This window comes from Bifidobacterium sp. W8104, assembly GCF_016100735.1.
GTDB lineage: Bacteria > Actinomycetota > Actinomycetes > Actinomycetales > Bifidobacteriaceae > Bombiscardovia > Bombiscardovia choladohabitans.
Map to the genome: position 1 here is coordinate 949,905 of NZ_JACFRW010000001.1, position 21,220 is coordinate 971,124.

The 21,220-nt window shown below is 54.9% G+C and carries 16 protein-coding genes; 9 read left to right on the forward strand and 7 right to left on the reverse strand.

The annotated features are described in order from the left end of the window. Positions 1 to 15: 15 nt before the first annotated feature. From gyrB to dnaA, 5 genes are all read right to left on the reverse strand, one after another. Positions 16 to 2,055 (reverse strand): DNA topoisomerase (ATP-hydrolyzing) subunit B, encoded by a 2,040-nt coding sequence (gene gyrB, locus H3U89_RS03565; RefSeq protein WP_232345729.1) that lies wholly within the window; start codon positions 2,053 to 2,055, stop codon positions 16 to 18. A gap of 292 nt (positions 2,056 to 2,347) precedes the next feature. Further along, positions 2,348 to 2,833, reverse strand: a complete 486-nt coding sequence (locus H3U89_RS03570) for a DUF721 domain-containing protein (RefSeq protein ID WP_232345485.1) — start codon at positions 2,831 to 2,833, stop codon at positions 2,348 to 2,350. Between the two features lie 8 nt (positions 2,834 to 2,841). Continuing rightward, positions 2,842 to 4,104, reverse strand: coding sequence for a DNA replication/repair protein RecF (gene recF, locus H3U89_RS03575; RefSeq protein WP_198178468.1), 1,263 nt, complete (start codon positions 4,102 to 4,104; stop codon positions 2,842 to 2,844). Between the two features lie 29 nt (positions 4,105 to 4,133). Beyond that, complete coding sequence (gene dnaN / locus H3U89_RS03580) at positions 4,134 to 5,258, reverse strand: DNA polymerase III subunit beta (protein ID WP_045934804.1); 1,125 nt, start codon at positions 5,256 to 5,258, stop codon at positions 4,134 to 4,136. A 414-nt stretch (positions 5,259 to 5,672) separates the two neighbouring features. After that, entirely contained in the window at positions 5,673 to 7,400 is a 1,728-nt protein-coding gene (gene dnaA / locus H3U89_RS03585; RefSeq protein ID WP_198178467.1) for a chromosomal replication initiator protein DnaA, read from the reverse strand. 330 nt (positions 7,401 to 7,730) lie between these two features. On the opposite strand from dnaA, the gene rpmH reads away from it, so the two are divergent. The 8 genes from rpmH to H3U89_RS03625 all read left to right on the forward strand — a co-directional run bounded on the left by rpmH (position 7,731) and on the right by H3U89_RS03625 (position 16,471). Beyond that, entirely contained in the window at positions 7,731 to 7,865 is a 135-nt protein-coding gene (gene rpmH / locus H3U89_RS03590) for a 50S ribosomal protein L34 (RefSeq protein WP_015022700.1), read from the forward strand. A gap of 26 nt (positions 7,866 to 7,891) precedes the next feature. Next, a complete protein-coding gene (rnpA, locus tag H3U89_RS03595; protein WP_198178466.1) occupies positions 7,892 to 8,398 on the forward strand; it encodes a ribonuclease P protein component in 507 nt (168 codons plus the stop codon). Beyond that, positions 8,395 to 8,706, forward strand: a complete 312-nt coding sequence (gene yidD, locus H3U89_RS03600) for a membrane protein insertion efficiency factor YidD (RefSeq protein WP_198178465.1) — start codon at positions 8,395 to 8,397, stop codon at positions 8,704 to 8,706. The genes rnpA and yidD overlap by 4 nt, the downstream gene beginning before the upstream one ends. 2 nt (positions 8,707 to 8,708) lie before the next feature. Beyond that, on the forward strand, positions 8,709 to 9,731 hold the full coding sequence (gene yidC, locus H3U89_RS03605) for a membrane protein insertase YidC (protein ID WP_045935959.1): 1,023 nt from the start codon (positions 8,709 to 8,711) through the stop codon (positions 9,729 to 9,731). 190 nt (positions 9,732 to 9,921) lie between these two features. Then, complete coding sequence (locus H3U89_RS03610) at positions 9,922 to 10,563, forward strand: Jag family protein (RefSeq protein WP_045935958.1); 642 nt, start codon at positions 9,922 to 9,924, stop codon at positions 10,561 to 10,563. A 447-nt stretch (positions 10,564 to 11,010) separates the two neighbouring features. Then, positions 11,011 to 11,895, forward strand: a complete 885-nt coding sequence (locus tag H3U89_RS03615; protein WP_198178464.1) for a 16S rRNA (guanine(527)-N(7))-methyltransferase RsmG — start codon at positions 11,011 to 11,013, stop codon at positions 11,893 to 11,895. Between the two features lie 2,031 nt (positions 11,896 to 13,926). Then, on the forward strand, positions 13,927 to 14,874 hold the full coding sequence (locus H3U89_RS03620; RefSeq protein WP_198179403.1) for a ParA family protein: 948 nt from the start codon (positions 13,927 to 13,929) through the stop codon (positions 14,872 to 14,874). Between the two features lie 4 nt (positions 14,875 to 14,878). Next, positions 14,879 to 16,471: a ParB/RepB/Spo0J family partition protein gene (locus H3U89_RS03625; protein WP_198178463.1), complete on the forward strand. Its 1,593-nt coding sequence runs from the start codon at positions 14,879 to 14,881 to the stop codon at positions 16,469 to 16,471. Between the two features lie 804 nt (positions 16,472 to 17,275). On the opposite strand, the gene trxB is transcribed toward H3U89_RS03625, so the two are convergent. Then, a complete protein-coding gene (gene trxB, locus H3U89_RS03630; RefSeq protein WP_198178462.1) occupies positions 17,276 to 18,220 on the reverse strand; it encodes a thioredoxin-disulfide reductase in 945 nt (314 codons plus the stop codon). A gap of 108 nt (positions 18,221 to 18,328) precedes the next feature. Here trxB and H3U89_RS03635 point away from each other — a divergent pair, with 108 nt between their 5' ends. Beyond that, complete coding sequence (locus tag H3U89_RS03635) at positions 18,329 to 18,679, forward strand: hypothetical protein (RefSeq protein ID WP_198178461.1); 351 nt, start codon at positions 18,329 to 18,331, stop codon at positions 18,677 to 18,679. A gap of 1,335 nt (positions 18,680 to 20,014) precedes the next feature. On the opposite strand, the gene H3U89_RS03640 is transcribed toward H3U89_RS03635, so the two are convergent. Then, positions 20,015 to 21,217, reverse strand: coding sequence for a D-alanine--D-alanine ligase family protein (locus H3U89_RS03640; RefSeq protein WP_198178460.1), 1,203 nt, complete (start codon positions 21,215 to 21,217; stop codon positions 20,015 to 20,017). Positions 21,218 to 21,220 lie beyond the last annotated feature (3 nt).

Consider the following 21,220-nt stretch of genomic DNA (forward strand, 5'->3'; position numbering starts at 1 on the left):
GGGAGGGCGTCCGTCTCAGGCGTCGATGAAACGGGCGTCGTGGGCGTTGCGCTGGATGAACAGACGCCGGGGTTCGACCTCGTCGCCCATGAGCATGGTGAAGGTCTCGTCGGCCTGCTCGGCGTCATCGATGCGGATCTTCTTGAGGATGCGGTGCTCCGGATCCATGGTGGTCTCCCAGAGCTCCTGATAGCTCATCTCGCCCAGACCCTTGTAGCGCTGGATTCCTTCGCCCTTGGGCAGCTGCCGGCCGGAGGCTTTGCCCTCGGCCAGGACCCTGTCGCGCTCGGCATCGGTGTAGACGAAGCTGTGGGGCCCCTTGGTCCACTTGAGCCGGTAGAGCGGCGGCATGGCCACGTAGACGTAGCCGGCCTCGATCATGGGCCGCATGTAGCGGAAGAAGAGGGTCAGGTTCAGGGTGGCGATGTGGGCGCCGTCCACATCGGCGTCGGCCATGATGATGACCTTGTGGTAGCGCACCTTGTCGATGTTGAAGTCCTCGCCGTATCCGCCGCCCACGGCCGTGATCAGGGATTCGATGGTGTCGGACTTCATCATGCGGTCCAGGCTGGCCCGCTCCGTGTTGAGAATCTTGCCGCGCAGGGGCAGGATGGCCTGGGTCATGGGGTTGCGCCCCTGGATGGCCGAGCCGCCTGCGGAGTCGCCCTCCACGATGAACAGTTCGCACTCCTCGGGGTCGCTGGACTGGCAGTCCTTGAGCTTGTCGGGCATGCCGGCGGTCTCGAAGATGGACTTGCGACGGGTGTTCTCGCGGGCCTTCTTGGCTGCGATCCGGGCCCGGGAGGCCTCCATGGCCTTCTGGATGATGGACTTGGCCTCGCCTGGGTGGGCGTCGAACCAGTCGCTCAGCCTCTCGGTCATGACCCTCTGGACGAAGGTCTTGGCCTCGGAGTTGCCCAGCTTGGTCTTGGTCTGGCCCTCGAACTGGGGATTGGTCAGCTTGACGGAGACCACGGCGGTCAATCCCTCGCGCACGTCATCGCCAGAGAGGTTGTCATCCTTGTCCTTGAGGATGTTCTTGTCCCTGGCGTAACGGTTGATCATGCTGGTCAGGGCCGCTCGGAACCCCTCTTCATGGGTACCGCCCTCGGTGGTCGCGATGGTGTTGGCGAAGGTGTGCACCGACTCCGAGTAGGCAGTGGTCCACTGCATGGCCACCTCGGCGGAGATGCCCAGCTTCAGGTCCTCTGCCTCGAAGTCGATGACCTCGGCCTCCACAGGCGTGGCCTTCCTGACCTTGACCAGGTAGTCCACATAGTCCTTGATGCCGTTGGCATACTGGTAGCTGACGGACTGGCCCTTCTGCTCCGGGGTCTGCTCCTCGCCCGCCACCTCGTCGCCGGCCTGGTCATTGGGACGCAGGTCGGTCAGGATGATCCGCAGGCCCTTGTTGAGGAAGGCCATCTGCTGGAAGCGGCTGCGCAGGGTCTCGAAGTCATAGACCGTGGTCTCGAAGATTTTGGGATCGGCCCAGAAGGTCACCGAGGTGCCGGTGCTCTCGTCCGGCCCCATGGCCTGGTCCCTGGACAGGGGAGCGGTGGGCTTCTGGTTGTGGAAGTTCTGATGCCAATGGTAACCCTGTCGACGCACCTGGACATCGATCCGGGTGGACAGGGCGTTGACCACGGAGATGCCCACGCCGTGCAGGCCGCCCGAGACCGCGTAGCCGCCGCCACCGAACTTTCCGCCGGCATGCAGCTTGGTCATCACCACCTCGACGCCGCTCTTGCCCTCGCCTGGCACCTCGTCCACAGGGATGCCGCGGCCGTTGTCGTCCACGCGGATGCCGTTGTCGGGCAGGATGGTGACTTCAATATGGTCGGCGTACCCGGCCAGGGCCTCGTCGACCGAGTTGTCGACGATTTCGTAGACCAGGTGATGCAGGCCCCTGGGGCCCGTCGAGCCGATGTACATGCCGGGACGGACGCGGACCGCCTCCAGCCCCTCCAGCACCTTCAGATCGCTGGCGTCATAATGCTCTGGGGAAAGCGAGTCATCCAGCTGCGCGTCGTCCAGCTGATCCTGGCCCGTCATACCGTCATCCTGAGGCTTGTCCTCCTCATGCTCCCGACCCTCTTGCGGGGTCCGGGACGGGTCAGTGTTGAGTTCTGCCACGGATAGTCCTTTCTGCACCCCCATCGTCGGCCACTGACGACAAAGCGGCTTCCGTTCGTAGTCGAGCGGGGGATCGAGTCATGGTCACCAGGTTCCAAATCGTCCATAAAGGGGCCTTGGAAGCGTTTGACCCTATAACCTATAGATTACCAGCGCTAGGGGACTTTAGGCTTACAGAAAGCTGGCAAAACGGTATTCGCAGATTAAGGGTTCACCCGTAGGTGTCGCGTACGCCTCGGCCCGGCGGATCGAACCGTGAACGGCGGAAGCTGTAGTTGTGGGGGCCGGTCACCCGAATCTGCTTGACCGGCATGCCCAGCCGCTTGACAATGGTCGCCTTGAGCTGGGGGACCAGGTAGGTCAGCTGGGTGGCCCAGACCGTGGTCTGCGCCTGGATGATCAGCACGCCATCCCGGTAGGAAACCACCCTCGAATGGGCGGCGATGCCGGGTCCCACCACACTGTCCCACTGGTTGCGCAGCCGGGCCACCTTCAGATGGCTGGTCCACCCGTTTCCGGCAGCCAGGCTGGTCACCACGCCTCCAAGTTTGGTTGGGTCGCGGCCGGGCTCGCCGAATGCGTACCAGGCCTTGCGGGAATTGTCCTCCCGCTGCCGACGAGTGGCGGCCCGTCGGGTGCAACCCTCGAAGACCAGGGCCGGCAGCCGCCGCTGATCCAGGTGCAGTGTTTCAACCATGGGCGCCTTCATAACGGGTCGTTCCCCTCCGCCTCATCCGACATATCCGAGTCGCCATTGGCCGTCCCCCTGGTTCGACGCAGGTCCTGCATGGCACTGGCGATGGCCGGATCCTGGGCGGCCGGATCGGATGGCTGCACAGGCTTCAGCCCGGACACATCCACCAGCCTGGCTCCCTGTAGGGAGGGAATATCGCTGTCGGCGGCCACGGTGATCAGCACCTGGTCCTGTTGGCGAGCAAAGTCCAGAATCTGGTCCCTGCGGCCCCGATCCAACTGGGCGAAGACATCATCCAGAATGACGATGGGCTCCAGAGAGCGACGATCCTTGACCACCTGCAGCAGAGCCAGCCTCAGAGCCAGGGCCAGGGTCCACATCTCACCGTTGGAGGCGAACTCCCTGGCAGGCATACCGTTAAGGGTGAAAGCCAGATCGTCGCGCTGGGGGCCGATCAGATTGGTGCCCCGGGCCACTTCCCCCGGGTATATCCGTTGAAAGTGACGACTGACGGCCTCGGCGACCTCGGGACCGGTCTGCCTATCGGGCCCGATCTCCTCCAGGGATGGCCGGTAGGTCAATCGGGCATCCTGATCGGGGCCTGCCAGCCGGCCATACAGATCGCTGAAGGGCTGGTCCAGGGCCTCTACCAGAGCCGCTCGTCGTCGGCTCAGATCCAGCCCGGTGCGGATGAACTGCCCGGTCCATACCTCAAGGCCTGACAGGGCGGCTTCACGCCCATCACCTGAGGGGTCATGGCCCGCCTGGGAGAGCTGCTTGAGCAGGGCGGCGCGTTGCCTGGCCACATGGCGAAAATCCTGCCGAACCTGGAAGTAGTCGGCATCGAGCTGACTGCCGGCCTGATCCAGCACGGCCCGCCTGGCTGCCGGCTCTCCGGAGACCATCAATTGATCCTCGGGGCTGAAGGTCACGCAGGGCACCCGACCTACCAGGTCACGCTGATAGAGGGACGGCCCGCCGTTGATTCTTCCGCGGTTGGCTCCCTTGGCGGCAATGGTCAGCTCATAGTCGGTGGCGGTCCCGTCCTGCTCCAGCCTGGCCCTGATGGTGGCCTTGGACTGCCCACGCTCCACCAGGGGCAGAGAGGACGAGGTCCTATGGCTGCCGCCGGTGGACAGGACCTCGACGGCCTCGACCAGGTTGGTCTTGCCCAGGCCATTGCGCCCCTCCAGAATGGTCACCCCGGGCTCCAGATCGAGGACACAGTGCTCCCAGGAACGGAAGTGATCCAGAACCAGACGGGAGATGTGCACGGCGATTGTTCCTCGAACCTGCCCGGGCGTCAGTTGTTGAAGCGCATGGGCACCAGCAGGTAACGGTAGTCCATGGACTCCTCGGAATCCTGCTCCTGCTGACCGTTGAACTCCACGGCCTTGACCGCCGAGGTCATCTTGATGCGGACAAAGGGCTCGGCGATGGCGCCCAACCCGTCGATCAGATAGCTGGGGTTGAAGGCCACCGTGATGTCCTCACCGTCCAGATCCGCCTGCAGAACCTCATGGGCCTGTGCCTCGTCGGCCGTGCCTGCGCTCAGGGTCACCTCGTTGCCGGAGAAGACCATACGGATGGGGGCGTTGCGCTCGGCTACCAGGGCCACACGCTTGATGGCATCAATCAGATCCTGCCGGGCGATGACCGCCTGGATGGGGTATTCGTCTGAAAAGAGACGATCCACGGCCGGAAATTCCCCGTCAATCAGCTGGGTGGTGGATATCTTGCCAGCGTTTTCCACGCCCATGATGGTGGGGTTGTCGGCCTCGTAATCCATGGTCACATTCTGGTGCTCGTCAAGGGAACGGGCGATGTCCCGTAACAGAGAGCCGCGGATCAGCATGGAGGTGGAAAAGTCGGCGTCCCGAGGAGTCCAGGTGAAGCTCGAACGGGACAACCTGAAACGGTCGGTGGCGGTCATGACCACCTTGTCCCCGGTGATCTCGGTCTTGACGCTGGTCAGGACCGGGCGGCTCTCTTCCCTGGAAACAGCGACGATGGACTGGGAGATGGACTGGATAAAGGTCTCAGCATCCACCTGGCCCATGGGCTCGGGAACGGCAGGGAGGTCGGGATATTCACTGTCAGGCATCAGCTGCAGGGAAAAAGTCGATTTGCCCGAGGTTATGGTCATCTTGGATCCCTCGGTTGACAGGTAGGTCTTCTCCGATGGCAGGGATTTGGTGATATCCGCCAGCAGTTTGCCCAGCACCAATGCCGTTCCGGATTCATCGATCCCTGCCTCGATGTGGTTTCTTGCCGAAACCTCGTAATCGAAAGCAGAAAGCTTCAAAGTTCCGTCAGAGGCTTCCATCCTGATGCCCGCCAGAATCGGCGAAGCCGGTCGGGAGGGAATGATGCGGGTGGTCCAGGCCACTGCATCCGAGAGTGCGGATGAATTCACTTCTACTTTCATGGGAGCCTTCTTGTCGATGAATGAACTGGACTCATTCTATCGAATAGGTCGGGTGATGTGGTTGGAGCAAGCAGATGTGCTTGAATGTGACGACGGTTATTGCATAAATATACATAGAGTCATCGTAATAAGCTCGGTGGATGGTGTGGATAAGTTTTCAAATCCCTGCAACGCGGTGGATAGGCTTCGTTTAAGAGGTGTGGATAAGTGGTGAAATCGATGTGACTAAAAAGGCAAGTTATCCACAGGGGCGAATTCTTGTCAGGTTATCCACAAAAGCACGGTGTTTATTCGCTACAAATTCACCACTTATCCCCAGAAAACCGGTGGGTTATTCCCAAGGTTTGCCCACATCCGGGGATAAGTAGGTGGATATCTTTTTCTGTCGGTACACACTGGTGTCTGCGTGTCGCATCAATTCTGAGGTTGTTTAAGCCGGACCGTCAGTTCCATGACGTAGTTGTAAATCTCCCGCTTTTCCTGCATCTCATTGGAGATGCGCGTGTAGGCGTGCATGACCGTGGTGTGATCGCGGCCGCCGAAGACCTCACCGATGTCGACCAAGGACATGCTGGTCATTTCCCGGGCCAGATACATGGCGATCTGCCGGGCCAGGGCGATGTTCTTGGTGCGCGTGCGGCCGACGATATCGTCGAAGGTCAGATGGAAGTACTTGGCCACCTGGGAGATGATGTCAGTGGGCTTGATCTCCACGTCCGTTGAGAAGAAGTCCTGCAATGTCTGTTCGGCCAGGGCCGTGGTGACCGGCTGATTGTTGAGGCTGGCCACGGCGGTGACACGGGTCAGGGCCCCCTCAAGCTCCCGGATGTTCTCGGTGAAGCGTTCCGCAATCAGATCCAGAACCTCGTTGGGAATGCTGACTCCGTTCATGGAAGCCATCATTCTGAGGATGGCCACCCGGGTCTCCCGGTCTGGTGGCTTGACATCCACGGTCAGACCTGAATCGAAGCGTGAGATCAGTCGGGATTCGAAGCCTTTCAGATTCTTGGGAGCCACATCCGAGGCGATGACGATGCGCTTATTGGCGTCATGGAGGGCATTAAAGGTGTGGAAGAACTGGTCCAGGGTGGCTTCCTTACCTCCAAGAAATTGAATATCATCGATAAGGAGCACATCCACCTGCCGGTAGCGGCGGTTGAATTCCGCGATCTGACCCGATCCTTGGGTCGAGTTCTGCAGGGCGTCGATGAATTCGTTGGTGAATTCCTCCGAGTTGACGTATCGGACCTTGAGCGAGGGATCCTTGACCAGAGCATAGTTGCCGATGGCGTTGAGCAGGTGGGTCTTGCCCAGGCCCGAGCTGCCGTAGATGCACAAGGGGTTGAAGTCCTGACCTGATCCTTCGGCCACGGCCAGAGCCACGGTCCGCGCAAAGCGGTTGGAGTCGCCTGGGACGAAGGTGTCGAAGGTGGCGTTTTTGTTCAGGTGGGTCTGTGGATCGCGCTCCACCCGGTTCTGGCTCATGGGGAAGCGAGGCACGGTGAAGGCGGGCCGGGATGCGGTCCTCTCTGTCTCACTCGGCTGGTCGGCATCAGTGCCTGCCGTTGGCCTCATAGTGGGGGAGGGCTCGGACAGTTCGGCCTGCATATCCAAGGTCATGGGCACATAGGTGCCTTCATGGAAGTCGTTGACGGAAACAATCGGGGACTTGGAGGTTTCAGCAGCCTCGGTCCGCCAGTCCGGGCGGGTCTCCGAACTGGGGGCTCGATCGGTGCTGCTCTGACGCCGGTAGTCGCCGTAGGGATCCTCGGCAGGCCTGGGAACCTGACGGAACTCGCCGCTGCCCGAGGCGGAGGCGCGTTGGTCGTTCTGCTGATTGGCAGCCTTCTGCTTGGCCATCTGCTCCGGATAGACGATTTTGATGGCCGGGAACATTTCCTGGTTGGTGACCAGCTGCAGTGCATTGAGGAGCGGCTGGCTGAGCGGTCCCTGCACAGCCTCCTGGGTGGCCTTGGAGGAGACCCGCAGAACGATGGTGGTGCCGAAGACCGCCTCTGGGGTGATGTCCTCAAGCCAGCCCTTGTCCCTGGAGGTCAGTGAGCTGCTGTAGCGGAGCACCTGCAGGACCGAATCCCAGATTCTCTTGGCCTGGGCAGCGGCATCCAGCGGATCCTGCGCCATCAGTGTGCTCCTCTCTTCTCGACGACGGATTTCCCGGTCTTCCTGCTTCTCTCAAAGTAGACAGTAGCCCATTGTTACACCGACTTTGCGTGGTTATCCACAGGATAGCGTGTTGTATCTGCGCCGAATGTGAATAACAGTGATGTAATTTGTGGATAAGTAAAGATGCTCTTTCTCCCTCTATGACAGGGTTTGCACAGGTTATGGAGCGGTTCTCGCCAGCTGGATGGCGGGGCTCGTTTGACTCCGTCCCGGCTCATGTGTACCGTGATATAGCTTGACTCATAACGAGCCGTACTCGAGTATGTCTACACACGGGAGCAACGAATTATGAAGAGGACATTCCAGCCCAACAATCGCCGTCGTCACATGAAGCACGGATTCCGCGCTCGCATGCGCACCCGCTCCGGTCGTGCACTGATCAACCGCCGCCGGGCCAAGGGTCGTCGGACCCTCTCCGCCTGAATCGGATCCCAATCCCTTTTCAGAAGGTGGAGCGGCTGAGGAGCCACCGGGAGTTCACGGCGGTGCTCAGGCGACGCCATCGGGTCAGCAGCAGGGATCTGGTCATACATTACTTGATACCCGGATCTGACCGGACGGCGACCCCGCTGCCGGTGACATCGGCTGTGCGTGAAGGGCGGCATGACATCCTGCCTGCAGGCAGACGCCGCATGGGGCTCGCTGTATCCAAAAATGTGGGTAAGGCTGTGACCAGGAACAAGGTCAAGCGCAGATTCAGGCAACTTGCCGGATCCAAGGAGGACCTGCTGCCATCCTCCTGTGATCTGGTCATGCGCGCCAAACCCAGCGCTGCCACGGCCACTTACAAGCAGTTGGAGGAGCAAGTGGACAGGCTCTTCCGTGACCTTATGCACAAGACCGGAAAGACCGCCGGAGGCCTTGATGCACAGGTACAGCCGGGGTTGCAGTTTGCCGACGGATCCAAGCATCAATTGGTCCAACAGCTTGAAGCCAGTGAAGGATGCCGAGCATGAGCGGCCTGGCATCCCGGGCTCTGCAGGGTGCAGTCCGCTGGTATCAACGCCACATCTCACCCCTGTCGCCGCCGAGGTGCCGTTACTACCCGACCTGTTCCCAGTATGCTTTGACCGCTCTGAGGCGGTTCGGGGCCTTGCGTGGAACCATCCTGGCCGCTCTGCGGCTATTGCGTTGCACGCCCCTCAATAACGGCGGAATCGATGATGTGCCCCAAAGATTTTCCATCTTCTATCGGTTCTCGTGGTCCAAGGCTCATGAGGAGGCCCGGCTGACCCCCATGGCCCCAGACAAGGAGACGGCCTGACAATGTTCCAGAACAACGACACTTTCACTTTCGATACGGGCATATACGGCTTCTTCTACAAGATCCTGTACCCGATCGAGTGGCTCATGACCTACATCATGACCTACTGCCACAAGTTCCTGACCCTGATCGGGTTCCATAAGGGTCCCGGTGTGGCCTGGGCGCTCTCGGTAGTGATGCTGGTGCTGGTCGTCAACCTGTGCGTGCTGCCGCTCTTCATCAAGCAGCTGCGATCCATGCAAAAGATGCAGGCCCTGCAGCCCAAGCTGATGAAGATCCAGAACAAGTACCGTAACAAGAAGGATCCGGCCAGCCGGGAGGCCATGAGCCGGGAGACCATGAAGGTCTATCAGGATAACCATGCCAACCCCATGGGGTCCTGTCTGCCTGCACTGGTTCAGGGCCCGGTCTTCATGACCATGTTCTACGTGCTTTCGGCTGTGCCCTTCATCGCCCGGGGCAAGCGGGCGCCCCTGGGGGCCTTCAACCGACAGGTGGCGCGAGAATTTGAGGAGACCACCTTCTTCGGGCTGCGGATTTCTGACAACTTCATGTCCGCACAGGGTGCGGGCCGCATAGTCATTGTGGTCTTCATTGTGCTCATGTGCCTGGCCATGTTCTACTCGCAGTTCCACAACGTCCGGCGGAACATGCCCAGGTCGGCCATGCAGGGACAGCAGTACAAGATGCAGCAGATGATGGCCTTCATCTTCCCGGTCATGTACATCTTCTCAGGCATCTACTTCCCCTTCGCCGTACTGATTTACTGGCTGACCAACAACCTTTGGAATCTGGGCCGAACCCTCTTCCAGGTTCGCCATATGCCCACGCCGGGCTCGCCGGCCGCAGAGAGCAAGGAGGAGCGGGACCACCACCGTGAGAATGCTCGCCGCAAGCGTCAGGGGCTGCCCTCTTTGGAGGAGGAGCAGTTGATGGAGGCCAAGCGGCTTGAGGAGGAGGCCCGCAACAACAAGAACGTCTCCCACCAACGTTCTCAGCCCCACCGCAAGCGTCGCGGCCGTTGAGGCGGCTAATGGCAGTTGGTGGCTGGCGTGATGACCCGGCTTTCGGTCGGGCGGATACTGGAGTAGTCTGCAATCATCACGTCCGTGTATCCTCAATACTGGACACTCGATTGGTGACCAGGAATCCGACCAGGAATCCAGTGGACCTGAGGTTATGAATCGGATGTAAACGCGTGTAAGGAGAGCATAGATGTCTCAGTCTCTGGACCAGGGAAAGACCATCGAGCAACTCAATGAGGAGGCGGATGTCGCCGCCGACTATCTGGAGGGGTTGCTGGACATCGTCGATTACGAGGGCGATATCGAGATGGGGGTGCGCAACCACCGTCCGACCGTGCAGATTGTGGCTGACGACGACACGGATATCAGGCATCTGATCGGCAAGGATGGCGAGGTAGTCGACGCTCTTCAACAGCTGACGCGGCTGGCCGTGCAGCAGAAGATAGGGGAGCGCTCCCATCTGATTGTGGATGTGGACGGTTTCCTGCGGCGCAAGCGCGAACATCTTCGCGAGCAGGCCCTGGACGTGATTGACGAGGTCCGTGAGTCCGGCGAACCTGTCAATATGAAGCCTATGAATTCCTTCGAGCGCAAGATCGTCCATGATATGGTCCGCGAGGAGGGGCTGAAGTCACGCTCCCACGGCGAGGAACCCCACCGTTACGTCACCGTCTACCTGAAGGCCAAGAGCGAAGACGAGGACCTGCCTGACGATGTTGAGGATGAGCCAGTCGGGTATGATGCCCCGCTGGACGCGGATGAGACAGACCAGGTCGATGATTCGGCTGACTACCCGGCTGATGACGATCCTGCGGATGCCGATAGGCAGTGATTGCCGAGCCATGTAGGACTACGGGCCGATGAAGTACTTATGATGTCGGCCTTTTAGATTGGTTCACTGTTTGGCGCAATCGTACTGCCTAAGGTTCTTGTGTTGTTTACCAAGACTGTGCTATTTGGCAGGTGTATTGTGCCATCAGTCAGCTGTATAGTGCTGTCAGGCTCATGATGGTTGATTTGCCATGCTGGTTCGATTCCGATGCCCTCGGTTGGTGATCCTCTATCAGAGACTGCGCCTATGCTGTTTCCGATGGGATACTGATATTTGGCTCTCGATGTTCTTTTGCGGTTGAAAACCTCACGTTGGTACATAGTTTTAGGAATCCAACGGTTTTCGGTTCTGGCAGAGTGAAACCTCGCTGTATACGAGACAGCATGAGGCTGTCGTGGTCTGTGGCTGTAATTGACTGGGCGTCAAATGTGAATGTGAGGAGTTGAAATGGCTGTTGTGGATGATGAGCTGAACGATGGTCCCCTCTTAAGCCAGGTGCTCGGCGATGCTCTGGTACCCATGCAGCGTTTCCACGACAAGATCTTGCGTGAGGGTGTGGAGAGGGGCATCATTGGCCCTCGCGACGAGGATATTATTTGGGAGCGGCACATACTCAATTCAGCTGCTATTGTCCCTTTCGTGCGAGAGCGATTGACCACTGACAGTCAGACGGCGACAGTGGCAGATATTGGTTCCGGTGGGGGCTTCCCAGGCATTGTACTGGCAGCTTGCCTTCCACAGTGCAAGGTTGTCCTAGTCGAGCCAATGGAGCGGCGTGTAACTTGGCTGCAGGAAGTTGTTGATGAGTTGCACCTGGCTAATGCGGCTGTGCTTCGTAAGCGTGCAGAGGATCTGGCCCCAAAATCACCTCACGCGTCGACGCGGCATAACAAAAAAGGTTCACAAAGTCGCCGCCACGGTCGTCGTAGAAGCGAGGAACAGCCCGTTTCGGTCTACGGTCGTCGAGATTCTTCAACCTTGGCTGCAGTCAGAAATGATGACAGTCAACAAGATGTAAATGGCCATGACTCCTCGGGGGTAATGGGGAGAGAAGGTCTAGCAAACGCCGACTCCAATCCCTCAGTACCTCATACTTTCGATGTCGTGACGTGCAGAGCTGTAGCTCCCATGACTAAGCTCGCCGGATGGACTTTACCTCTTTTGAGATCGGGAGGTCAGCTTATTGCTCTTAAGGGCCGCTCGGCACAAGCTGAGCTTGATAAGGCTGCTAAAGAGATAAAAAAATGTCATGGAGAGAATCCACGGGTTTGCCAAGCTCCAGTCGCTCCTGGTCTTGAGGATACTCATGTGGTTCTTGTGGACAAGCGCTAAAGCACGACACCGATATGCATTAATGAATGACTGCGGTGTCAGAAACTCGGCTTGATGGCACGTAAGAATCGACTATACAAGATAAAACATTATCTCAATTCAACATAAAACCATATAGAGTCATTGATCGGAGATTGACTGATTATGTCAGATCAGATTTAGTCGGCCTTTTCCGCGCATCAGCTTGACTGATGCTTAATCATGATGGATGGATTGATGGATTATAAGGGAATGTAAATAGGCGGGTCATCTTTACTGTCTGCCACGGATGTCCTTTCAGTCTGAAACTTACTAGGTTTTTTTGATGTTATAGATTGACCTCAGCATCACAAACCACAGTCCACGCGATTTATCATTGCTATATTATTTGAAATATAGATGTTCTATCTCTTGGTTATTTCGAATCGGGCTGCGACTCTTTGGCTTTAGCCTGTCAGTATCATTCCATCCGGATCTAGTATTCCACACATTATTGTTCAAGTAGTATGATGTTTTATCTCGGACTTGGACGTACCGCTATCATTCTGACGTTGTATTTAAATTCTCTGGAGACGTCGTCCTTTAGCTGTTTAGTGATCCATCAATTGACTTGTTTCAATTACTAGACTTTTGTTGCTATGCTCGTCTTACTGTCCCTATATACATGTTTCCTTTACATCAGGGGAGCCTATTGCCTCTTAACCAGTGTGTTGATCTTTGTGTTTCCTCATCAACCTTCATAAAGTTATGCAGTTCTCGCGTACGTGCGGAAATCACATGAACCATTGATCAATTAGCACAGAGAAGTCTTCGAATCAGTCTTCGGCATGTAATATTTCTGAGATGTCGGAGTACCGGGACAACTGAATTGAGCAATACGAATCCTCTTCACCGGTATCAGATTAGTTCATTTAGTGATGTTTCACGTGAAACATCATCAAACAAATATTGCTTTGATCCGTTTCAGGTAAACAGTACCCCATTGATTACTGGCTTGGTCGATCCAAATGGCTCAGTGGACCGTTGAAGGTAGAAATAAGAGTATGATTATATTTTTGAGAAGCCCCATTCAAACCTATTAGATTTGTAGCGTCAACGCACAGAACTTCATACAGTGAGTGCCACTGCTTGTCGATGGTTTCTAGATAGAGATCGGTTGGAATGTTTCACATGAAACAATCACTTCAAATAGCAAGAATCTAGATCAAGGTTATTGGAGAATAGGGAAAAGAATATCGCAATGCTATTTTAAGTATTAATAAGAAAAGTAGTTCATGGCCCTTTCTTTGGTAGTGATGATTTAACCATAATCACACAAACTCAAATGAAACATTGATCGGTAAATGTCCTCCCTTTACATGGCGATATAAAAATCCACACTCGGAATAACAGGTTTAGTGGTGTTCGCTAAAACCATAAGTAGTTAATGCTCTTGGATGAAAAGATGTGAAAATAAAACAGACAAACCAATGTCGCTGGACTGTGTAGAACTGATAATCAGCGGAGCAACTACATTTCTGGGGAAGCCTAGATGTTTCACGTGAAACAATATTCTGTTGTTTTAGTATTGGGCGTGTCGCCCAAAGTTCAATCTGGGGATTACTGCAGTATTTACGACGGCCATCCAATATGTGGATTGTTCATTGATTATAACCATGAATCTTGCTGCTAAAATTGACGACGTAAGCAATTTATCGATTCGCCCCACTCAAGTTATGCACAATTTAGACCCGGTGGTTGAATTATCCACATTATTGTCCGTGAACCATAGCAGGAGTTGTGCGGTGGCAGAATTGGCAATAATTGCAAGGCAAAACTAATAATCTAGAGTAAGGGTCCATTCCATAGGTGTTGATGAAGCTATCCACACTTATCCACAGTTATGAACAGTGACGGTGTATAACTTGCGGCCGCTCTGACATGTCCAACGAGGACGGGAAAATTGAATGGTTATCAAAAGGAGGAAGGTTCGTGACCGCATCGAAGAAGGTGAAACCCGTTTCGAGAAATACCCCGAAAGTCGGTGAGCAACCCACGCCGAACACATCAGGTATGGAAACGGCAACGGATATTCTGAATCGAATATTCGCTGACGGGACCGGTTCGGTGTCCGGTGCGGAGATGGCAGATCTATCTGCGCGATATCAGGCCTTGCGTAAGGCTGAGTTCCCTCACCCAGCAAAAACTCGCTTCATTGCCATTGCAAACCAAAAAGGCGGGGTAGGGAAAACCACGACCACCGTTAATTTGGCATGTTCGTTTGCTGAATTTGATCAACGTGTGTTGGTCATCGATATGGATCCCCAAGGCAACGCTTCCACTGCACTGGGTGTGGCTCACGAATCCGGGACGCCGTCAACCTACGATGTGCTTGAGGGTCGTCTTGGTATCGACGACGTTAAGGTGGGTTCCCCTGAATTCCCCAACCTTGAGGTCGTCCCATCTTCGATTGATTTAAGTGGTGCTGAGCTCGAAGTTGCGGATATGCCCAACCGCAATCAACTCATGAAAAAAGCAGTTGCCGACTATCTCAAAGTTTGCCATCAGCATTATGACTATGTTCTTGTTGATTGCCCGCCCAGTCTTGGATTGCTGGTTCTGAATGCTATGTGTTCAGTCAATGAGGTATTGATTCCAGTGCAAGCTGAATACTATGCTCTCGAAGGACTGCAACAGTTGCTGCATACCATAGGGCTTGTTCAGCAGAGCTATAATCCTTATCTCGTAATCTCGACCATGTTGTTGACTATGTATGACAGACGGACACTGCTCAGCAAAGAAGTGTTTGATCAGGTCAAGGAACATTATCCAGAGATAGTGCTTAATACGACCATCCCGCGTTCAGTCAAAATCTCTGAAGCTCCCAGCTTCCGACAAAGCGTTGTCACCTACGACCCTAAGGGAGCAGGTGCTATCGCATATGAAGAGGCAGCGTTAGAAATCGCCCAGAGGTCCGAGCAAGTGCTAGAACACATAGCCAATAGAAGACAGGGGGAGTGAGGACATGACAAGCCGTTCACGGTTGGGCAAGGGCTTGGGGGCTCTATTCCCCGCCCTGCCAGGTGAAGATGACGAAACCAATGTTGAAAAAAGTCGACAACAAGATGACAAAGTACCGAATTCAGGTAACGAGCAGCCTACCCTTCAAGGCTTGTCTAAGCAATCGGCCGGACAACAGGGCCCACTGACGGATGCCTCAGAAAAAGAAGGAGCCAAAAGAGAACGCAAGACAATGCATTCAGGTCGTGCAAGCTCTCAACTTGCTGCAACGACAACTTCTTCCGAGAGCGGCCGCAAACGTTCCAAGACGGGACAAAGACGTGTCAGCATTTCTGAGTCTCTCGGCGAGGATGTTTCACGTGAAACATCCACTTTGAAGAGGACTACTAAGCGTCGGTCTGTTCCATCTATCAGCAGCCTGGAACACCCAAGTGATCTGTTCTTTGGACCTACGACGACAAATGTTTCACGTGAAACATCATCCATGATGGAATCGGGCGAGAGTGTCGACCGTCAGGCAAACGAGACTCGGCAAAGCACCAACCGTGCAGGTGCTGTTCGCAATGATAGCGAGCCGAATAAGACGGAGGGCAACAGCCAAGAGCAGTTGAAACCTGTCCAGGGTGGGTACTTGGCCGAAGTGCGTGTGGATGATATCAGGCCTAACGCCCAGCAACCACGGCATATCTTCGATGAAGACGAGCTGTTGGAGCTATCCCGCTCCATCAAGGAAGTCGGTGTATTGCAGCCTATAGTAGTGCGTAGGTCGACTCTTGCTGACGGCCCACGGACAATCGAGGATAAGACCACCTCGGTTGGCGATGGGAGAAGTAAATCCAAAGCAATTGATGCTGAGACCGGTGAAGAACGATCGAGTCAGCTTCCAAATCAGAAAGAGGCGAATCTGCGGCAAACAACTCATTATGAAATCATAATGGGTGAGCGTCGTTGGCGAGCTACTCGATTGGCTGGCCTGGATACCATACCTGCAATTGTGAAAACTACGAGCGATGACACCATGCTGCGCGATGCCTTGCTCGAGAATCTTCATAGAGTGGCTCTTAACCCCTTGGAAGAAGCAGCCGCTTATCAGCAGATGATTGATGAGTTTGGCTTGACTCAGGACGGTTTGTCCAAGTCAATCTCTAAGTCCAGACCACAGATCACCAACACACTTCGATTGTTGAAGTTGCCCCCGAGTGTGCAGAAAAAGGTTAGCTCAGGCGTGCTGTCAGCCGGACATGCCCGTGCCCTGCTAACTTTGCCGGATGAAAAGTCAATGGCTGCCCTGGCAGACAAGATCATTGCTGAAGGTTTGTCGGTAAGATCTACCGAAGAACTTGTCGCGTTGCAGACAGGGTCGGCGAAGAAGAAAGCAAAAAAGCCCAGAGTAAATGCCTGGGCGGATAGTCCTGTGCGCCAGGATTTGGAAAGTCACTTTGATACCAAGGTGGCTATTAAGGGCACGAAAAAGCACGGGAAGATAGAAATCGTATTTTCTTCACCTGAAGACATGGACCGCATCGTCGCCATTCTCTTGGAGAAGAATCAAACCGCCAGCAATGACGGTCATTCGGGCGATAAAGGCTGGATTTGATCCCGTAGTTTGATACGATTCTTAAAAAGCGACTGTGGGGGTTGCTCAACCAAACCCCGCTGCTCATGCAAGCGATTGCTTCGTAGCTTAGTCTGGTTTTGTCTGAGCTGATAAGCAATCGCTGTCTTTCTTTTATTTGTCTTAGTGTCGGAATGATTCGGCAGTTATCAGCATGTGCCACTCAAAGAACTCTGTGTTTGTACTGAAAGATAGTGTGCAATACACATATTGCTGGCAGACTGTAGATTGTGACAACCTGCTGACGAACAAGCCTGGTCATTTTGGCAGGTAACTACTCCTGAGTGGATTGTTATCTCCAATCCTTGGTATCTCAAATGCATAGCTGTCGATAAACGGATGAGTATGTTCAAGAAAAAGATATGCAGTGAGTCGTTGACAGGTTGACTAATTGGCTGGTTGGGCATTATAGGATAGTTGCTTAGGCATGTGTCAGATAGCCATAAAAGTCCTTATAGCTTGTATGCGGCTTTTGAGTGAGGATAGCTCTGGCCCAAAAGGGAGTTAGCAAACCTCGACAGGCGAGGTTTGTAGGGTTTGCGATGTGTCGATGGGGGAGGGCTGGTCGTGGGGTGCTGTCTCGGCGGAGAGGGTCTTATATGTCAGCGGGGAACGATTGGAGCAGCTTTAGGATTTGAGTTTTCCTGTTGGGTAGAGGGTCCGGTTGTGGTCAATGAATAACTAAAGGAAACTTGATAGGCAGCTGTGCGTAATCAATAAACAAAGTGCCCGGCATTTACAAACTGCCAGGCACGTAAATTCTTGTTTGTGAAGGCGTATCAAGCCTTATCGGTTATCCAAACTCGTAAGATATTCCTGAGCATCTAGTGCAGCACGGCAACCCATGCCAGCAGCGGAAATGGCCTGACGATAAATCTTGTCGGTGACATCACCAGCGGCAAAGACTCCAGGTACAGAAGTCTTCGTTGACCCACCCTCGACCAGGATATAGCCGTCCTGATCCAGGTCAACTTGGCCATTAAGGAAAGCGGTCTGAGGGGTGAATCCAATAGCGACGAAGACTCCGTTAACTGGAATGGTGGATTGTCGGCCTGTGGCTGTATTGCGTACGTCCAAAGAGATAACGCCACTATCGTCGCCGTTGATCCGCGTGACGACCGAGTCGAGAAGGAAGTTGATCTTGTCATTGGCCTTGGCACGGTCCACCATGATTTTTGAAGCGCGGAAGCCTTGGCGGCGATGGATCAGTGTGACAGAAGAGCCGAAACGGGTCAGGAAGTCCGCGTCACCCATAGCAGAGTCACCGCCGCCAACAACTACGATCGGCTTGTCTTTGAAGAAGAAGCCGTCGCATGTGGCGCAGTAGGATACCCCTCGTCCTGAGAACTCGCGCTCGCCGGGAATGTCCAATTTACGATACTGCGAACCTGTGGTGATGACGACGGATCGAGCTTGGTATTCTTGGCCGCCATCGGTGGTGATCCGCTTGATGTCTCCGTGCAAGTCGACTGAGACGACATCATCGTATTCGATCTGAGCACCAAAATGTTCGGCCTGATCGCGCATCTGATCCATCAGATCGGGACCGAGCACTGCTTTAGGGAATCCTGGGAAGTTCTCAACTTCCGTCGTGTTCATAAGCTGACCGCCGGGCGTTAGAGCTCCAGCAATAACGAGTGGAGCATATCCAGCTCTGCCAAGATAAATGGCGGCGGTGTATCCTGCGGGTCCGGACCCTATAACAATGGCATCATGAACAGTTTGCTTCATAACGCTACTGTATCCATTTAGGATGACTGGGTCACACGCGGTGGGCGAAAAGGGCGCTTGTATCTCAAGGTCACTCGGGTTCAGACAGGAGCAGGCTATCCTTGAACCATGGAGAAAACCGTGATAGTAGCCATTGTAACCAATATTGGGACGATTCTGGTGCTGATTTGGTTTATGCTCCGAGTTAATCGGTTGCTGCGGGAGCACCCCAGCCACCAAATAGAGGACAAGAGTGAGGATGACAGCTGGCATAGCTGGCGTTTTTGGAATCCTCCGAGTCCCGATGAAAATGACGACGACTTGGTTGCTGATTCTCCGATAACAGACAAAAGCCTTGATGCTGATGAAGATGTGACTGCTAGGACTGCCGACCAGTATGTACCCTCAGCTCAGGACAGACCTGGTGAAAATTCTTCGCACGCATCGGACAAGGGCGAGGGAAGCAGCAGGGACAAGTAAGACATATATAGCCAGGCAGTAACATAGACGGTTCAAACACGGTGGGGCACAGTTTCAACTGATAGTTCGATCCTGCGAAAGTACGGTCTTTCGATAAGCACGGATGCGCCTGGATATGTGTATATGTACCCTCTGATTTGCAGGGGATTGATTGTCTTGATCTATGGACTTTTATTGATAGGCTTTGCAGCGGGCGCGTAGGAGCAAACCGCGTAAGCAATATGACCCGATGGATGAATCCTGATATGAAGATCGCACTCTCAACGATGAGGATGAGCGATTCGACGAATGAATTGGTGCATCAATACTGGTGACAGAATAGCAATTTACTGATGCGGACTCAGATCTCATTCGAAGTCTTGGCGGCAAGTAAAGAGGCGTCGATTCTTGAAGACACTAAAGCGGCGATGCCTATATATCGATATATGTAGTCACGTCCGCTTGACCAATAACAAGGTAAAACATCCTGTGCTGAATGACGCAGAACTCATGGTGGTTGCGATTCCATGAAGGTTGTGTTCATTTTCATCCGTCCCATATCTTTATTCGACTCGCACTGTTGACGAGCGGGAATCGCTGTCAATCACAGGCGCTGTATCAGTGGGACCTTCGCTGGAGTTGATGAAGTAAGTTGCTATTCCCGGGATGTTTCACGTGAAACATTTGATGCCGGCCACGATTGCATGCAAGGGTATGAAGCGATACAGCTGTCTATTGTGAGCTGAGTCCTGGAGAGTGACCAGCCATTCCGGCATTGGTAATTTATTCGCCTGCGTTGCTTCTGCACGTTAGCCTTGTCAACAATACAAAAACCGACACTGAACATCCCTTTGGATCAATCATGGCTTTGGCTGAGCAGTAAAGATGAGGTGGGGTAGTAAAGGAGAAGCGAGTTAGTAAAGGAAGGTAGTGAAGGAGGGAGTAAAGGAGGGGAGTAAGTGGAAACGGAGCATAAAGGGGGAGCGGAGAGCCGAGCTTGACGCATGGAGGGAGGACGGAAATAACCGACGAGGGGTGGTGGATGGTGAACAACTGGCATTTGATTGCCGGAGAAGAATGATGATGAGAATTAAGAATAATAAACGCAGAATAATAAACGCAGAATAGAGCATCGGGTTTAATGAATACGAACTGTTAAACCTTACTGTGCCAAACTGTTTATCCGTACTGTGTGTAGGGTACCCGCCATGCGTATTATATGCTCTGCCTGTATTTGCAGGCTACGGCTATTGCAGGTCCGCACGATGTATATCGCGCAAATTGCACACCATACATCGGGCGGATCTTGCCTTATGAAAACCGAATGACAGGCAGAACCAGACGGGCCTTGAAGCTTCAGTTGGTCCGCTTTTGATTCAAAACAGATTGAACCAATGCAGTGTATAGCTCCGGTAGGTTGTAGCCGGCAGCCAAGGCTGATTGTGGCAGAAGCGAGGTGTCCGTCATGCCGGGCGCCACGTTGGACTCCAGGAATTGTGGCTGTCCTTGGGCATCAACGATGAAGTCGGTGCGTGAGATGTCGCGGAGCCCCAGAGCCCGGTGGGCAGTCAGCGCGGCATCGCTCACAGCCTGTGTGGCCTTGGCATCCAGTCGGGCTGGAACGTAGAACTCCGTCGGGCCGGGTGTGGAGCGAGCCTCGAAGTCGTAGGTGCCTGAGGGGGTCCAGATCTCCAGCGGAGGCAGAACCAGGGGGTGTCCGTCAAATTCGAGGATGGACACGGAGACCTCGGTGCCTGTGACGGCCTGTTCAATCAGGGCCACATCACCGTAGGCGAAGCAGTTAATCAAGGCCTGAGTGAGCTGACTCTGTTCCGTCACCATGGTGCAACCCATGGCTGAGCCGCCCATGGTGGGCTTGATGAAGAGCGGGAGTCCCAGCGAACCTAGGAGCATATCAATGACGGGTTCGACTCCCAGCTCGCGGAACATGGACTCGGGCAAGGTCACGGAATGCGGAGTGCGCAATCCGGCCATGCGGACGACGTTCTTGGCGATGGGCTTGCTCCAGGCGGTCCGGGAGGCCTTGGCCCGGGATCCGATGTAAGGCAGTTCCGCCATCTCCAAGACATCACGAATCGAACCATCTTCGCCGTTGGCACCGTGCAGCAGGGGCCAGACCAGATCAGGGCGGGTCTTCTCATCGGTCAGGTAGGGCAGGAGCGAGCCATCCATGTCGTGGACATGGACCGTCCATCCGGCCTCCTCCAGGAATCCCTGGACTCGATGCCCTGAGCTGATGGAGACATCACGCTCATGGCTGAGGCCACCGCAGATAACCAGGAGGGATTTATCGGCACGCTTGGTGGCCTTGCTCGCCAGGGAGATGATATCGTCCATGGTGAACGGCGTGGCCTCACGAGTGGAGCGATGCGAGGTCCGCCTGGCTCTTTTGGCCACTTCGCCAGCAGCTGCGGCCGCAGTGGTATCCGGGCCGGCGACTGTGGTCGCCGTCGCACTCGCGGTTGTCTTGGCCTTGCCGGTTGCCGGGGTTTTGCCGCCGGTCTGCTGCCGTGGTGTCTTGCTGTGCTTGGCCGCCATGAT

Excerpts from the sequence above, each read along its gene's own strand:
- gyrB (WP_232345729.1), bottom strand. The coding sequence starts at position 2,055 with ATGACGGGCCAGGATCAGCTGGACGACGCGCAGCTGGATGACTCGCTT.
- H3U89_RS03570 (WP_232345485.1), bottom strand. The coding sequence starts at position 2,833 with ATGGTTGAAACACTGCACCTGGATCAGCGGCGGCTGCCGGCCCTGGTC.
- dnaN (WP_045934804.1), bottom strand. The coding sequence starts at position 5,258 with ATGAAAGTAGAAGTGAATTCATCCGCACTCTCGGATGCAGTGGCCTGG.
- dnaA (WP_198178467.1), bottom strand. The coding sequence starts at position 7,400 with ATGGCGCAGGATCCGCTGGATGCCGCTGCCCAGGCCAAGAGAATCTGG.
- rpmH (WP_015022700.1), top strand. The coding sequence starts at position 7,731 with ATGAAGAGGACATTCCAGCCCAACAATCGCCGTCGTCACATGAAGCAC.
- yidD (WP_198178465.1), top strand. The coding sequence starts at position 8,395 with ATGAGCGGCCTGGCATCCCGGGCTCTGCAGGGTGCAGTCCGCTGGTAT.
- yidC (WP_045935959.1), top strand. The coding sequence starts at position 8,709 with ATGTTCCAGAACAACGACACTTTCACTTTCGATACGGGCATATACGGC.
- H3U89_RS03610 (WP_045935958.1), top strand. The coding sequence starts at position 9,922 with ATGTCTCAGTCTCTGGACCAGGGAAAGACCATCGAGCAACTCAATGAG.
- H3U89_RS03615 (WP_198178464.1), top strand. The coding sequence starts at position 11,011 with ATGGCTGTTGTGGATGATGAGCTGAACGATGGTCCCCTCTTAAGCCAG.
- H3U89_RS03620 (WP_198179403.1), top strand. The coding sequence starts at position 13,927 with ATGGAAACGGCAACGGATATTCTGAATCGAATATTCGCTGACGGGACC.
- H3U89_RS03625 (WP_198178463.1), top strand. The coding sequence starts at position 14,879 with ATGACAAGCCGTTCACGGTTGGGCAAGGGCTTGGGGGCTCTATTCCCC.
- trxB (WP_198178462.1), bottom strand. The coding sequence starts at position 18,220 with ATGAAGCAAACTGTTCATGATGCCATTGTTATAGGGTCCGGACCCGCA.
- H3U89_RS03635 (WP_198178461.1), top strand. The coding sequence starts at position 18,329 with ATGGAGAAAACCGTGATAGTAGCCATTGTAACCAATATTGGGACGATT.
- H3U89_RS03640 (WP_198178460.1), bottom strand. The coding sequence starts at position 21,217 with ATGGCGGCCAAGCACAGCAAGACACCACGGCAGCAGACCGGCGGCAAA.